Here is a 14,777-nt window from a genome sequence, read left to right as displayed (position 1 = left end):
GAAAAAACAGGCGCCCCGAAGGGCGCCTGTGGTGTAAACCCGATTATTCGTCGAGGAAACTACGCAACTTGCGGCTGCGGCTGGGATGCTTCAGTTTCCTCAATGCCTTCGCCTCGATCTGGCGGATCCGTTCGCGCGTCACGCTGAACTGTTGCCCCACTTCTTCCAGCGTATGGTCGGTGTTCATGCCGATGCCGAAACGCATCCGCAGAACCCGCTCCTCACGCGGCGTAAGACTGGCCAGAACCCGCGTCGTCGTCTCCTTCAGGTTTTCCTGAATGGCGCTATCGAGCGGCAGGATGGCGTTCTTGTCCTCGATGAAATCGCCCAGCTGGCTGTCTTCCTCGTCGCCGATCGGGGTTTCGAGGCTGATCGGCTCCTTGGCGATCTTCATCACCTTGCGAACCTTTTCCAGCGGCATCTGCAGCTTTTCGGCCAGTTCCTCGGGAGTCGGTTCGCGGCCGATCTCGTGCAGCATCTGGCGGCTTGTGCGAACCAGCTTGTTGATCGTCTCGATCATGTGCACCGGGATACGGATGGTGCGCGCCTGATCCGCGATGGACCGGGTGATGGCCTGACGGATCCACCAGGTCGCATAGGTCGAGAACTTGTAGCCGCGGCGATACTCGAACTTGTCCACGGCCTTCATCAGGCCGATATTTCCTTCTTGAATGAGATCAAGGAATTGCAGACCACGGTTCGTGTATTTCTTGGCGATCGAGATGACCAGGCGCAGGTTGGCCTCGACCATTTCCTTCTTGGCCTGGCGGGCTTCTTTTTCGCCCTTCTGCACCTGCTGGACGATGCGGCGGAATTCGCTGATATCCAGACCCACATACTGGCCCACCTGGGCCATGTCGGCGCGCAGTTCCTCGACCTTGTCCGACGAGCGTTCGATGAACATCTGCCAGCCGCGCCCCGGCTTCTCTGCCATCTCGCCCAGCCAGTTCGGGTCCAATTCGCGCCCGCGATAGGCGTCAATGAATTCGCGCCGGTTGATCCGGGCCTGGTCAGCCAGCTTGACCATCGAGCTGTCGATCGACATCACCCGCTTGTTGATGCCATATAGCTGGTCGATCAACGCCTCGATGCGGTTGTTGTGCAAGTGCAACTCGTTGACGAGCTTCACGATTTCCGACCGCAGGGATTGGTACGTGTCCTCGTCCTTGTCCGAAAACGACCCGTCCTCGTTCAGGGTCGCCGAAATCCGGCTGTCCTGCATCTCGGAAAGTTGCGCATAGTCGGAGGAAATCCGCTCCAGCGTGGTCAGCACCTTGTCCTTGAGAGCGGCCTCCATCGCGGCCAGCGACATGTTGGCCTGTTCGTCGTCTTCGTCGTCATCCTCCCGCGAGATCGGGTTGCCGTCCGCATCGTACTCCGGGCTGTCCTCACGCTGCGGTTTCGTCGACTGGACGCTCGACGGGTCCACCACAGGCTCTTCGTCACCTTCTTCATCCAACTGGTTGCCGAACGTGGCTTCCAGATCGATGACATCGCGCAGCAGGATGTCCTCGCTCAGAAGTTCATCATGCCAGATGGTGATCGCCTGAAACGTCAGCGGGCTTTCGCACAGCCCGGCGATCATGGTGTTGCGGCCGGCCTCGATCCGCTTGGCGATGGCGATCTCGCCTTCGCGGCTCAGCAGTTCGACCGAACCCATCTCGCGCAGGTACATGCGGACCGGGTCGTCAGTACGGTCAAGTTTCTCGGCCTGCGCACCCGCCAGGGCAACCTCGCGGTTGCTGTCGGTTGTAACCAGGTCGGTCGTGCCCTTCTGCTCTTCCTCTTCGGCCTCTTCGTCCTCAATGATGTTGATACCCATCTCGCTGAGCATGGACATCACATCTTCGATTTGTTCCGAGTTCACCTGATCCGGAGGCAGCACCTGATTCAGCTGATCGTAGGTGATGTACCCGCGTTCACGGGCCTCGGCGATCATCTTCTTGACTTGTGCCTGGCTCATGTCGAGCGAGACTTCGTCTTCCTGATCTTCGGGCTTCTGGTCTTCGGCAGTGTCCTTGGCGGCCATTCAGTGCTCCTGCAGGGATGGGCGATTCGTTAAGCCGAATCATTAGTGCTCAGAATTGATTCGGCCACCCGTGTACCTGTTTTATTTTGCCAGTTCCTTAGGAAAACGCCCTATCGGCGTTTCCGGTCGAATTTGATTCCCGCCATTATGGCGGCGAAAGCCTCGCGTTCGTCACGCTTGATTCGCGCCCCGTTGTCCGCCACCTCAAAGATCGCCTTGTCCTCGTTCTGGCTGCGGCTCGCGCGGTTTCTTTCTTCCGCCGCCCTGGCCAAACGGTATGTCAGCGCCTCGTCTTCGGTATCGGCTATATCCTCACGCGCTTCGTCCACTTCAGCTTCATACCCCCGGAGCGCCTTGATTTTCGCGAGCTCCTCGGCCATCGTCATCGCGGCCTTCTCGTCATCGCCAGGTTTGTACACACAGGGGATGACTGCCACATGGCGTAGGTTCAGCAGGTTTTCAAGGACCTCTCCTCCCAAAGACGCGATGATATGGTCCTTGAGGTTCTCCGGATCATCGATCGCATGGCGCAAAAGGGCCTGCCGCAGCGCCGCGTAATCCGGATCATGGCACTCCATTTCTTCAAGCTGGTGCTCGAATTCCACGACAACCTGCGGGTTCAGGATCGCTATCGCCAGGATGGCTGCTTCGCGCAGGTGGATTTCCGCGTTCTGGGTGGAGGCCAGGAACGAACTGCGCGCACTTGAGCTGGCCGGCGCATTTTCCGGCCGACCCGGTCCCCGTTTTTGCCAGGTTTGCGTCCGGGACACACGTTGCGGGCGGAACAGCTGCCAACGCAGATCCTTTATCTCCTGCCCGTAGTGGGTCCGGATCGAAGGATCGCGGATCAGCATGATCTTTTCTCGCAGGTTCTTGTCCAGCGCTGCCTTGCGCTCGGGGCTGTCGAACACTCGGCCCTCGGTCTCGCGCTGCCACAAGAGGCGCACCATGGGCACGGCCTGATCCAGAACGTTTTGCATCGCTGCCGAACCCTCTGCCCGGATCAGATCATCAGGATCCTTGCCTTCGGGCATTATCGCAAAACGCAGCGATTTTCCGGCCTCCAGCAGCGGCAGGGCCAGGTCGATCACCCGCATCGCCGCGCGCAATCCCGCCGTGTCGCCATCCAGCGCGATGATCGGCTCGTCGGCAATGCGCCAGAGCATGTGCAACTGCTCTTCGGTCACCGCCGTGCCCAGCGGCGCCACCGCCGCGCCGAACCCGGCCTCGGACAGCGCGATCACATCCATGTAGCCCTCGGCCACCACCAGCGGCTGCCCCTGCCCGGCCGCCGTGCGGGCAGGCCCGTGGTTGAACAGGCTGCGCCCCTTGTCGAAAAGCACGGTTTCGGGTGAATTCAGGTACTTGGCATTGTCCTTGGGGTCCATTGCCCGACCACCAAAGGCGATACACCGCCCGCGCGCGTCGCGGATCGGGAACATGATCCGGTTGCGGAACACGTCATATGGCTTGCCGCCCCTGGTCGAGGGCTTGGCCAGACCCGCGCCAAAAATCAATTCCTCCCGCACGCCTTTGCCGCGCAGATGATCCCACAATCCCTGCCAGCCGTCAGGGGCAAAGCCGACTTCCCAACGCTCCAGCGCCGCGCCCTTCAACCCGCGCCGGACCAGATAGTCACGCGCCGCCCCCCCGCTGCCCGCGTTCAGGTTCAGGCGAAAGAACTGCACCGCCTGTTCCATCACCTCGGCCAACTGGCCCCGAAAATCCTGCTTTTCCTGCGCCTTCGGATCGCGAGCAGGCATCGGCATACCTGCCTCGCGCGCCAGAATCTCGACCGCTTCCATGAAGCCGACATTCTCGGTTTCCTGGACGAATTTCAGAGCGTCGCCCTTGGCGTGGCAACCAAAGCAGTAATAGAACCCCTTGCGGTCATCCACATGAAACGAGGCGGTCTTTTCATGGTGGAACGGACACGGCGCCCACATGTCGCCCTTGCCCTGGTTCGACTTGCGCATGTCCCACATGACTTTGCGACCGACAACCTGTGTCAGGCTCAGGCGGTTGCGCAATTCGTCCAGAAATCCGGGGGGCAGTGACATGGGTGGCAGGATGGCAGAAACGATGCGGCACGCCAAGCGGGTGGCGTGCCTTATCCACAACGAAGACGACCCGTCAGGGCCGACGGATTGATCCTATTGCTTCAGGCAAAGTTCCAGCCAGGCCTCCGACAGGTCCTTGTTTCGGATATCACCCATCTTCTGCTGATAGACCCAAGGGGCGATCAGCGGGATCGCGTTGTTGTAACTTGCTGGCCAGGTCGGGTTCGTCGCGGCGACGGCCGCAGGTACATCACGCTCCTTGACCCGGTCCAGCCGCGCTTGCTGGATCGCCGCCACGACGTCGGACTGGTACTGGCAGCTCTGCTCCTTGGTCTCGGCCGCCGCCAGCGGCGAGGCCGCCAACATGGCGATGAAGGCATAACGATACATCGGCGATCTCCCGGATTCGAAATTTTCGACCAAGTTTAACCCCGTGCCGCGACCGCTTCCATGGCCGATTTCAGGTCGTGCACCAGGGTTTCGGCCATGGAGCGGAAAACCATCAGCCAGAAGGAAGCCTCGCCGACCCGCGTGACCGAGCCCGACATGTGTCCAATCTTGCTGCGTGCCGTCGAGCCCACCGGAAAGGCGCACAACCGGACATCAACCGGCACCAGCCGGGCCAGCACATCCTCGGCCCCCGGCCCGTCGAGACGCACCACCGCCCAGGCATCGGACTGGTCAACCAGCACGCCATGCTCCTCCAGCCTCTGACCCGGTTCCGCGCCAACCAGCAAGACACTGGAATGGCCAAACCAGATCGCGCGCGCTTCCCCCGCCGACTCGACGCCGCTGGGGGCTGGATAACCCAGCCCATGCACCGCCCGCATTGCCTCGTCCAGCGCCCCGTCCTGCCCCTTGCGCGGCGACAGCATGGTCATCGCGCCTGTTTCGACCTCGGAAGCCGACATCGCGCCGACAGACAGCGGCAACAGACCCTTACAGGGCGATTTCGCAACCAGATTACCCACGCATCCGCCCTCCATCAGCGTCAAAGAAGACCGGGTTCACCACCTCGCACAGGGTGGTCACCCCGCGCAACCCGTCGACCATCTTGACGATCTCGCCATGCCGCTCCGGCCCGTCCGCCAGAAATGCCAACCCGATCATGTGGCCCAGCGTCGGCGAATGGCAGACCGAGGTCACATAACCCTGGTCATTCGTACGCTTGGCCTCCGCCTCCTTGCGGTAAAGATGCGCGCCCGCCAGCAGGCGCCCATCCGGCCCGACCGGCTTCAGCCCCACCAGACACTCGCGCCCGGGCTCTTCCAGCCCCGGTCTCTGCGACATGGTCTTGCCGATACAGTCCTTCCTGGCCGACACCATGCCGCCCATGCCGATGTCATAGGCGGTTGTGCGACCGTGGATCTCGGAATGGGTGATGAACCCTTTCTCGATCCGCAGCACGTTCAGCGCCTCCATCCCGTAGGGCCCGCCGCCCAAACCTTCGGCCCGCTTGACCAGAATATCGAACAGGCTCGCGCCATATCGCGCCGGCACCGCAATCTCGTAACCTTCCTCGCCCGAGAACGAGATCCGGAACAGTCGTCCCGCAACCCCCAGCACCGAGACCGCACCGCAGGACATGAAGGGCCAGTCCTGCGGATCAAGCGGTGTATCGAGCAACCCGTTCAGCACTTCGCGCGCCTTGGGACCAGCCACCGCGAACTGCGCCCAGTGCTCGGTCACCGAGCACAGCGACACGTCCCATTCGGGGTGCAGGCCCTGGGTCGCGAATTCCAGATGCTTCATCACCTCGCCCGCCGCTGCGGTGGTGGTGGTCATCACGTAATGATCCTCGCCCAGCCTTGCGGTGGTTCCGTCGTCCATCACATGGCCATCCTCACGCAGCATCAGGCCATAGCGCACCCGTCCCACCTTCAGCGTCGAGAACATGTTGGTATAGACAAAATCCAGCAGCTTTGCCGCATCCGCCCCCTGGATGTCGATCTTGCCCAGGGTCGAGACATCGGCCACGCCGACGGCATTGCGCACGTAACCCACCTCGCGGTCGCAACTCTGCCGCCAGTCGGTCTCACCCGGCTTGGGGAAGTAGCTGGGACGATACCACAGCCCCGCCTCGATCAACGGTGCACCGCGCGCGACCGTCGCCGCGTGCGACGTGGTGAAGCGTTGCGGCTGGAACCCTTTGCCTTCGGCCCCGGCCCCAAGGGCAGCAATAGCAATCGGGCTGTAGGGCGGCCGGAAGGTCGTCGTTCCGGTTTCCGGAATACCCCGGCCGGTCGCATCCGCCAGCACCGCCAGCGCGGCAACGTTCGAATTCTTGCCCTGATCCGTCGCCATCCCTTGCGTGGTATAGCGCTTCATATGCTCGACCGAGCGGAAATTCTCGACCGCCGCCTGCTTGACGTCCTTGACCGTCACGTCGTTCTGGAAATCGAGCCAGGCCCGTCCCTTGCCCGGCACCGCCCAGAGCGGCTCAAGGGCATAAGGTGTATCATCTGCTGCAGGCAACGTCGGCTCCGACGCCTTCAACCCCAGGTCTTCCAAAGCCTCCACCGCCGCGGCAGCCCCCTCGCGCAGACAACCGGCCGTGGAGAAGGCACCATTACAAGCCCCCGCCGCCCGCAGGCCCGGAATGGCCCCCGCCACCGGCACGAAGGAGGCGATGTCGCGCCGCCATGCGGGCCGCCCGTTCATGTGGCAGGTCAGGTGCACGCTCGGGTTCCAGCCGCCCGACATGGCCAGACAATCGGTCTGGATCCGCTCTTCGCCGCCGGCACGCCGCACGGTGATCGCTTCCAGTGAGCGGCGGCCCGTGCTGCCACAGACCTGGCCGCCCCGGATCATATGCACGCCCTGAACCTCGGGCGCATCATGGCGGCTGTCGATCAGTCCCGCGACATGTACGCCGGCGGCCATCAGGTCGCGCGCGGTGCGATGTGCATCGTCATTGTTGCCGAACACGGTGACCGCCTTGCCCGGTGCCACGCCCCAGCGGTTCAGATAGGCGCGCACCGCGCCCGCCGTCATGATGCCCGGCCGATCGTTGTCACGGAAGGCGACCGGGCGCTCCAGCGCGCCCGCGGCCAGCACGCTGCGCCGGGCCACGATCCGCCAAAAGCATTCCAGCGGCGCGCCCGCGCCCCGGTCGGCCCGGTGATGCGACACCCGCTCCAGCGCGGCGAAGGTGCCATGGTCATAGGCGCCGGCCACGGTGGTCCGTGTCATCAGGCGCACGTTGTCCATCGCGCGCAGTTCGGCCAGAACCTCTTCGGCCCAGACATGGCCCGGCTTGCCGTCGATCTCATAGGTCTCGGCCAAGAGCCGCCCGCCGATGCGCGCGTCCTCGTCGGCCAGGATCACATCCGCCCCCGCACGGCCCGCGACCAGTGCTGCCATCAGCCCGGCAGGTCCCGCCCCGATCACCAGCAGGTCGCAAAAGGCGAATGCGCGCTCGTACCGGTCGGCATTGTCCTCGCCCGACAGCGCCCCCAGACCAGCGGCCTTGCGGATCATCGGCTCGTACAGCTTCTCCCAGAAGGCGCGCGGCCACATGAAGGTCTTGTAGTAGAACCCCGCGCCAAAGAAGGGCGCCGCCAGATCGTTGACCGACAGCAGGTCATGGTTCAGCGACGGCCAGCGGTTCTGGCTGCGCGCCTCCAGCCCGTCATACAGCTCCTGCACCGTGGCGCGCACGTTGGGGTCCTGCCGCCCGCCCGTGCCGATGGTCACCAGCGCATTGGGTTCCTCGCTACCTGCGGTCAGGATGCCGCGCGGCCGGTGGTACTTGAAAGACCGAGCCACCAGCCGCACGCCATTGGCCAGCAGCGCCGAGGCAAGCGTATCGCCCTGAAACCCCGAATAGCGTACCCCGTCAAAGGTGAAGGACACCCGGTGATCGCGCGCGATAAGCCCCTTGCCCTCGATCCTCATGCCCGCGCCTCCGATGCCGCCTGCGTGCCCAGCACCTCATGCGTCAGCGTGTTGCGGCTGACCACGACCCAGGCGCCGCAGCCGCCCTCGTGATACCACAGGTCGCGGGTCACCCCGGCCGGGTTCTCTCGCTGGTGCACATAGTCGTCCCAGGCCGCCTCGCCCGCATCCGGCGACGGCCTTTCCAGCGCCAGAGCATGACCCTTGTAGTAAAACTCGCGGTGATCCCGCTCGCCGCAATGCGGACAGGTGATCCTCATGACCGCGCCCTCATCTTCATTTCGCCAAAAATACTCATGCCAACCCCTCCACTCTCAGTGCAGGTTGTGTTGAGAGCCCTTGCCCTCTTCGTCGATGATGCCACGGCCGGTGCGGAACCGGTCCAGCCGGAACCGTGTCGCCGCCGGGTGGTAATTGCCGGTCGCGATCAGATGCGCGAACACGTTCCCCGAGCCCGGTACCGCCTTGAACCCGCCGTAGTTCCAGCCGCAGTTCACATAGAGCCCGTCGATATGGGTCCTGTCGATGATCGGCGAGCCGTCGGGCGACATGTCCATGATCCCGCCCCAGCTGCGCAGCACCCTGGCCTTGCCGATCATCGGCATCAGCGCCATGCCCGCCTCCATGACATGCTCGACCGTCGGCAGGTTGCCGCGCGCGGCGTAGGAGGCATAGAAATCCAGGTCTCCGCCGAACACCAGTCCGCCCTTGTCCGACTGGCTGATGTAGAAATGCCCCATGCCAAAGGTGATCACATGGTCGATCACCGGTTTCAGCCCCTCGGTGACAAAGGCCTGCAGGATATGGCTCTCGATCGGCAGGCGCATGCCCGCCATAGCCGCCACCTGGCTGGAGCGCCCGGCCACCACCATCGCCACTTTCCTGGCCCGGATCGGGCCGCGCACCGTCTGCACGCCCCTGACCTGCCCGTTCTCGATGTCGATGCCGGTGACCTCGCAATTCTGGATCAGGTCGACGCCCCGGGTATCCGCCCCCCGGGCATAGCCCCAGGCCACGGCGTCATGCCGCGCGGTGCCCCCACGCGGATGGTAGAGACCGCCATACAGGGGAAAGCGCAGGTCGTCGAAGTTCAGGAACGGCACCATCTTGCGCAGCTCTTCACGCCCCAGCAGAATCGCGTCGTCGCCCTGGCTGATCATCATGTTGCCCCGCCGGGCCGCCGCGTCGCGTTGCCCGTCCGAATGGAACAGGTTGATGATGCCGCGCTGCGAATGCATCACGTTGTAGTTCAGGTCCTCTTCCAGCCCTTCCCACAGTTTCAGCGAGTGCGAATAGAACTCGGAATTGCCTTGCAGGAAGTAGTTGGCGCGCACGATGGTGGTGTTGCGGCCTATGTTGCCGCCGCCGATATAGCCGCGCTCCAGCACCGCGATGTTCTTCAGCCCATGGTCGCGCGCGAGGTAATAGGCCGTGCTCAGCCCGTGACCGCCGCCGCCGATGATCACGATGTCATATTCGGGTTTCGGTTCGGGATCGCGCCAATGCGGCTGCCATCCCTTGTTGCCGGTCAATCCTTCCTTCAACACGCGAAGGCCCGAAAAACGCATACCTGTCTCCCCTTGCCGGGCACATGCCCACTGCTTTCCCTTCAAGGACTACCATCCGACCGGCCAGTCTCTTGGCCGTAATCGACAATGAATGTCCCATGCGCGACTAACTGTGTCGCTCTCACGACAGGCACACATCGCTGTTCTCTCAACAGCGGTCTTACCCTGTTGGACGCGCGCGAGGCACAAAGAATTCTGGGGCCAGTTGCAGATTTTCCGGGGGCTATTCGAGATCCGACGTTCCTGATTCTCAGAAGCGGACCCTGAAGGCAAATCCGGCAACCGGTGCAGCGCCATAGGATTGGCGGCTGATCTCGGCTCCGGCAGCATTCTCCAGCACCAATTCCCCATCAAGCTCTGCCCCCGCGAATACGGTCAGCCGGGTTCCGGGGTTCGGCGCATAGTCCAGCGACAGGACGACGGGAATGCTTTTCTCCTCGCCCACCCCGCCAGGCGCGGGGCCGGTTCCATCCAGCCTGAACCGCACGTTCTCTGATCGCGCGCCGAAAGACAGGCTCAAGGCATCGGACACCGCGTAGCTCAGCGTCAGGCCCGGCCCCTGCGTTGCGCCGAGACCGCCTCCGGTGCTCAGCGACCAGCGGTCCGCCATCTGCCAGTCTATCAATAAGGCAGGAAAGACCTTTGCCCCACTGTCGCCCAGTTCGGAGAAGGCTCCAAATGCGGGCCCTATGCGAAGCCTGTCGTTCACTTGCCAGGCCATTCCGGCAAACATACCCCAAGTCCGCCCGTCCGAGGCGCTGGCACCTTTTTCATGATTCCACCGCACCTGTGGCGAAACGAACAGGCTTGCGCGCTCGCCCACCGGAAACCGCAATGGGGCCGAAACCCGGATATCTCGGACATCGCCCCAGGGCTGCACCCCGACCGCACCCTCGAAATCGTAGTCGACCTGCCCGTAGCTGATCAGCACACCGGCCGAAGCCCCATTTTCCGCCCTGTAAAGGCCGCCCGCCCGAATGAAACTGCGTGTCGCCGAGACCTGACCGCCTCCGGACAGATCGGCTTCGTCCTGGTAAAGGACAAGACCATCCACAATCGGTGTCCAACCCGGACGCGGTTGAGCGTGACCCGGATGGGCCGCAAAGACCGATAGCAATACAATCCAGAACGCACGAAAATTCATGACCATGGACCACTCTCTTGACATGTTTGCCCTGAGAATAGAGCGGCGATCCTTCTTGCCCACTGCACAGCGACCTAAAAGCGAAAAAGGCGCACCGAAGCGCGCCTTTTCCAACGGTCATGTCACAATTACAGCCCCTTGGCCCGGTAGCTCTTGGCGACCCGGTCGATCGACACCAGGTAGGCAGCGGTTCGCAGGTCCACCGCATCCGCACGCTCGTGCCAGATCGCGGCCATCGACTGATAGGCCGCGCGCATCGTGTCATCCAGACCCGAGCGCACAAGTTCCAGTTCGTCGGCCCCGCGCAGATAGTTCTGCTTGAATCCCGGACTCAGCGTCCATCCAAGTTCCTTGTCGGCCGACAGCCGCTCCAACTCGTTGACCAGCATCTGAGTGCGCGCTTCTTCGGCACGGCGCTGCATCCGGCCAAACCGGATGTGGCTGAGGTTCTTGACCCATTCGAAATAGGACACGGTCACGCCGCCGGCATTGGCATACATGTCGGGAATGATCACGATCCCCTTGTTGCGCAACACCTCGTCGGCACCGGCGGTGATCGGGCCGTTGGCGGCCTCGATGATCAGGGGCGCCTTGATATTGTCGGCATTGCCAAGATGAATGACACCTTCCATCGCCGCCGGGATCAGGATATCGCAGGGCTCTTCCAGTACCTTGGAACCCTCGGCGACAAATGTGCCGTCCGGATATCCCGTCACGCCACCATGCTTGACGATCCAGTTGCGCACCCCGTCCACATCCAACCCGTCCTTGCTGATCAGCGCGCCATCCCGCTCGATGATCCCGGTGATCAGCGATCCGTCCTCCTCGCTCAGGAACTTGGCAGCGTGATAGCCCACGTTGCCCAGGCCCTGCACGATCACCCGCTTGCCTTCGAGCTGGCCCGCCAGGCCTGACTTGGCCACAGCCTTACTGTCGCGGAAGAACTCGCGCAGCGCATATTGCACACCCCGTCCCGTGGCCTCGACCCGGCCCGCGATGCCCCCCGCGTTCAGCGGCTTGCCGGTGACGCAGGCGCGCGCGTTGATATCGGTGGTGTTCATCCGCGCGTACTGGTCGGCAATCCATGCCATCTCGCGCTCACTGGTGCCCATGTCCGGCGCGGGCACGTTCTGTGACGGATTGATCAGGTCGCGCTTGGCCAATTCATAGGCAAACCGGCGGGTGATCTGCTCCAGTTCGTGCTCCTCGTACTGGCGCGGGTCGATACAGAGCCCGCCCTTCGAGCCGCCAAACGGTGCTTCGACCAGTGCGCATTTATAGGTCATCAGCGCCGCCAGCGCCTCGACCTCGTCCTGATTGACGGACATGGCATAGCGAATGCCGCCCTTCACGGGCTCCATATGTTCGGAATGGACCGAGCGATATCCGATGAACGTATGAATATGCCCTCTGAGCCGAACGCCGAACCGCACCGTATAGGTTGCGTTGCAGACCCGGATCTTTTCTTCCAGCCCCGGCGGCAGGTCCATCAGGGCTGCCGCCCGGTTGAACATCAAATCAACGCTTTCACGGAAACTGGGCTCATTCTTACGGGCCATTGTCTCAAAACCTCCATGACCTTTGGTGACTCGACTGACGACACCTTGTCGCAGGCAACATAGGCCGCAGCATCCACAAAGCGCCACTTTTTTAAACGGTTGCAGTTTCAGTCAAGCGTCCGAACGGCGATTCGAGCCGCATTGTAACAGCTGCGGAAACAAATCCGGGCTCCCGGCGAAAATGTCGCCAAGCAATTGTTAACGTTCTCTGTTTGGGGCCATTTGCGCCCCATTGCTGCCATGTTTCACGTGCATTTCTGCGCATTGGAACTGTGATCTCCGGCTGGGGTTCTGCCGGAAAGGTAGGTGAAAGATGTACAAGTCACTTGGCCGCCGCCGCGTTGCCGTGAAACATGCACCGCGTCGCGCAATTCGCGGATACCGCGCCTTCATGCGCGCCGAGGACGGCGCAATGACCATCCTCGCCCTCTTCCTTTTCCTGGCCATGGTAGGAGCCGCCGGTATCGGCGTCGACCTGATGCGATACGAGCAGAAACGGGCCTCGCTTCAGTACACGCTCGACCGCGCCGTTCTGGCCGCCGCCGACCTGGACCAGCTCGTATCGCCGGAAACGGTGGTAAGATCCTACCTCGAAAAAGCCGGCCTGCTGCAATACCTCTCCTCCATAGTTGTTGACGAGGGATTGGGGTTCCGCAGGGTCTCCGCCACGGCGACGGCGGAATTGCCAACCCATTTCATGAAACTGTCGGGCTATGACAGTCTCACCATCCCGGCGGCAAGCACCGCCGAGGAGAGCATCGGCAATGTCGAGATTTCGCTCGTGCTCGACGTATCGAGTTCGATGAGCAGCAACAACCGCCTGTACAATCTGAAGGTCGCGGCCAAGGACTTCGTGGACCAGATGCTTTCAGCCACCCAGCCGGGTGCGGTTTCGATCTCGATCATCCCCTATGCCAGCCAGGTCAACGCAGGTTCAGACATCCTGCAATTTTACAACGTCAGCACCGAGCACGACTATTCGTATTGCGTGAACTTCATCGACGACGAATTCAGCCAGCCCGGCCTGTCCCGCATCACGCCGCTGGAACGCACGATGCATTTCGATCCGTTCACCTATTCCAAGGATCCGATCCAGACTCCGGTCTGCCCAATTCGCGCCAGTGCCGCGATCCTGCCGTTTACCGACAACCAGACCGTCTTGGATAACTACATCGACGGCATGACCGCGCGTGGGAATACCTCCATCGACATCGGTGCGAAATGGGGCATCGTCATGCTCGATCCTGGCACTCAAAGCGTGATCGACGGGCTTATCGCGCAGAACAAGGTCGCAGCTCACTTTTCCGGCCGACCCAGCGCCTATGACTCGGGGGATGTCCTGAAAGTGCTGATCGTCATGTCAGACGGCGAGAACACCGACCAGTACATGCTGAACCCGTCAATGCGCACAGGCCTGTCCAATGTTTGGTACAACGCGGCAGAGGACGCTATCAGCGGCTCTCCCGACACCAACACACGGAACGCGTTCAGTGTCTTCCACGACAATGGCGGAAACCAGTATTACTGGCCGGATCAGAACACCTGGTCCGATCATCCATACGGCAACGGCCAAAGCCAGGTTTGCGGAACCAACTCGAGCGGGACCTATAGCTGCGCCATGCAGGACGAACCCGGCACCGCCGTGCGGCTGACCTATGCAGAGCTGCTCAACAAGGTCTCGCTGGCCTACAACGCCTACTACAACTACGAGTTCACCAGCAGCGCCTGGGCCGATTGGTACGAGTCGGCTTTCTCCAAGAAGGAAGCCTCGGCCAAGGACCAGAGAACCAAGAACGTCTGCGACGCCGCCAAGGACCAAGGCATCATCGTCTACAGTGTCGGTTTCGAAGCACCTGCGAACGGTCGCCGTGTGCTAAAGGACTGTGCAAGCTCGGACAGCCACTATTACGATGCGTTCGGGCTGGAAATCAGTGACGCCTTCACCTCGATCGCATCGTCGATCCGCAAACTGAGGCTGACACAATGACCCGCAAACTGACCAGGTTTCTGCGCCGGTTCCGCAGATGCGAGGACGGCAATGCCACGGTGGAATTCGTCATTGTCTTTCCCGCCATCGTAGGCGTCATGCTGGCAGCGGTCGAACTGACCTTCATGACACTCAATCATGCCATGCTGGAACGCGCCGTCGACATCGTCGTGCGGGATCTGCGCCTGAACACGGGCAGCAACCCCGGACATGACCAGCTCAAGGTGGATATTTGTGAAAAGGCCGTTTTCATCCGAAATTGCAGCACCAATCTCAAGCTCGAGATGATCCGCCAGGATCCCTATGTCGGCATCACCATTCCGCTCCAGCCGGACTGCACGGATCTCTCGGAAGAGGTCCGGCCGGTGCGTCAATTCGAAAACGGCCAGGCCAACGAACTGATGGTCCTGCGGGCTTGCGCAAAGATCAACCCGATCTTTCCTTCGTCAACATTGGGTGCGACCCTTGCCAATGCCGAAGGCCAGTACGCCCTGACCGCCATGTCCGTCTTCGTGCAGGAGCCATTGTAAGCC

The 14,777-nt window shown here is 62.1% G+C and carries 11 protein-coding genes; 2 read left to right on the top strand and 9 right to left on the bottom strand.

Translation table 11 applies throughout. The features are described from left to right. Positions 1 to 43 precede the first annotated feature (43 nt). From rpoD to BLT75_RS14285, 9 genes are all read right to left on the bottom strand, one after another. A complete protein-coding gene (gene rpoD / locus BLT75_RS14325) occupies positions 44 to 2,029 on the bottom strand; it encodes an RNA polymerase sigma factor RpoD (protein WP_093032980.1) in 1,986 nt (661 codons plus the stop codon). A 110-nt stretch (positions 2,030 to 2,139) separates the two neighbouring features. Then, on the bottom strand, positions 2,140 to 4,089 hold the full coding sequence (dnaG, locus tag BLT75_RS14320; RefSeq protein ID WP_093032977.1) for a DNA primase: 1,950 nt from the start codon (positions 4,087 to 4,089) through the stop codon (positions 2,140 to 2,142). 93 nt (positions 4,090 to 4,182) lie between these two features. Next, complete coding sequence (locus BLT75_RS14315) at positions 4,183 to 4,479, bottom strand: hypothetical protein (RefSeq protein ID WP_093032974.1); 297 nt, start codon at positions 4,477 to 4,479, stop codon at positions 4,183 to 4,185. A gap of 35 nt (positions 4,480 to 4,514) precedes the next feature. Next, positions 4,515 to 5,060: a sarcosine oxidase subunit gamma gene (locus BLT75_RS14310; protein WP_245706536.1), complete on the bottom strand. Its 546-nt coding sequence runs from the start codon at positions 5,058 to 5,060 to the stop codon at positions 4,515 to 4,517. Beyond that, positions 5,053 to 7,986, bottom strand: coding sequence for a sarcosine oxidase subunit alpha family protein (locus tag BLT75_RS14305; RefSeq protein WP_093032968.1), 2,934 nt, complete (start codon positions 7,984 to 7,986; stop codon positions 5,053 to 5,055). Before BLT75_RS14305 ends, BLT75_RS14310 begins: the two co-directional genes overlap by 8 nt. Continuing rightward, on the bottom strand, positions 7,983 to 8,246 hold the full coding sequence (locus tag BLT75_RS14300; RefSeq protein WP_093032966.1) for a sarcosine oxidase subunit delta: 264 nt from the start codon (positions 8,244 to 8,246) through the stop codon (positions 7,983 to 7,985). The genes BLT75_RS14305 and BLT75_RS14300 overlap by 4 nt, the downstream gene beginning before the upstream one ends. 54 nt (positions 8,247 to 8,300) lie before the next feature. Then, positions 8,301 to 9,554 carry a sarcosine oxidase subunit beta family protein gene (locus tag BLT75_RS14295; RefSeq protein ID WP_093032963.1) on the bottom strand — a complete coding sequence of 418 codons (1,254 nt, stop codon included), beginning with the start codon at positions 9,552 to 9,554 and terminating at the stop codon, positions 8,301 to 8,303. 250 nt (positions 9,555 to 9,804) lie between these two features. Then, positions 9,805 to 10,704 carry a hypothetical protein gene (locus BLT75_RS14290; protein WP_245706535.1) on the bottom strand — a complete coding sequence of 300 codons (900 nt, stop codon included), beginning with the start codon at positions 10,702 to 10,704 and terminating at the stop codon, positions 9,805 to 9,807. A 122-nt stretch (positions 10,705 to 10,826) separates the two neighbouring features. Continuing rightward, complete coding sequence (locus BLT75_RS14285; protein WP_093032960.1) at positions 10,827 to 12,257, bottom strand: Glu/Leu/Phe/Val family dehydrogenase; 1,431 nt, start codon at positions 12,255 to 12,257, stop codon at positions 10,827 to 10,829. Positions 12,258 to 12,570: 313 nt separating this feature from the next. Between BLT75_RS14285 and BLT75_RS14280 the strand changes: the two genes are divergently transcribed. Together BLT75_RS14280 and BLT75_RS14275 are read left to right on the top strand one after the other, a co-directional pair. Further along, positions 12,571 to 14,244 carry a TadE/TadG family type IV pilus assembly protein gene (locus BLT75_RS14280; RefSeq protein WP_093032957.1) on the top strand — a complete coding sequence of 558 codons (1,674 nt, stop codon included), beginning with the start codon at positions 12,571 to 12,573 and terminating at the stop codon, positions 14,242 to 14,244. Continuing rightward, positions 14,241 to 14,774 (top strand): TadE/TadG family type IV pilus assembly protein, encoded by a 534-nt coding sequence (locus BLT75_RS14275; RefSeq protein ID WP_093032955.1) that lies wholly within the window; start codon positions 14,241 to 14,243, stop codon positions 14,772 to 14,774. Before BLT75_RS14280 ends, BLT75_RS14275 begins: the two co-directional genes overlap by 4 nt. The last annotated feature ends 3 nt before the right edge of the window (positions 14,775 to 14,777 follow it).

Source organism: Ruegeria marina, from assembly GCF_900101475.1.
Taxonomy (GTDB): domain Bacteria; phylum Pseudomonadota; class Alphaproteobacteria; order Rhodobacterales; family Rhodobacteraceae; genus Ruegeria_B; species Ruegeria_B marina.
This window is presented reverse-complemented; position numbering and strand designations above follow the sequence as displayed.

What these genes read in the sequence shown, in the direction of transcription:
- rpoD (WP_093032980.1), bottom strand. Translation starts at nt 2,029, where the DNA reads ATGGCCGCCAAGGACACTGCCGAAGACCAGAAGCCCGAAGATCAGGAA.
- dnaG (WP_093032977.1), bottom strand. Translation starts at nt 4,089, where the DNA reads ATGTCACTGCCCCCCGGATTTCTGGACGAATTGCGCAACCGCCTGAGC.
- BLT75_RS14315 (WP_093032974.1), bottom strand. Translation starts at nt 4,479, where the DNA reads ATGTATCGTTATGCCTTCATCGCCATGTTGGCGGCCTCGCCGCTGGCG.
- BLT75_RS14305 (WP_093032968.1), bottom strand. Translation starts at nt 7,986, where the DNA reads ATGAGGATCGAGGGCAAGGGGCTTATCGCGCGCGATCACCGGGTGTCC.
- BLT75_RS14300 (WP_093032966.1), bottom strand. Translation starts at nt 8,246, where the DNA reads ATGAGGATCACCTGTCCGCATTGCGGCGAGCGGGATCACCGCGAGTTT.
- BLT75_RS14295 (WP_093032963.1), bottom strand. Translation starts at nt 9,554, where the DNA reads ATGCGTTTTTCGGGCCTTCGCGTGTTGAAGGAAGGATTGACCGGCAAC.
- BLT75_RS14290 (WP_245706535.1), bottom strand. Translation starts at nt 10,704, where the DNA reads ATGGTCATGAATTTTCGTGCGTTCTGGATTGTATTGCTATCGGTCTTT.
- BLT75_RS14285 (WP_093032960.1), bottom strand. Translation starts at nt 12,257, where the DNA reads ATGGCCCGTAAGAATGAGCCCAGTTTCCGTGAAAGCGTTGATTTGATG.
- BLT75_RS14280 (WP_093032957.1), top strand. Translation starts at nt 12,571, where the DNA reads ATGTACAAGTCACTTGGCCGCCGCCGCGTTGCCGTGAAACATGCACCG.
- BLT75_RS14275 (WP_093032955.1), top strand. Translation starts at nt 14,241, where the DNA reads ATGACCCGCAAACTGACCAGGTTTCTGCGCCGGTTCCGCAGATGCGAG.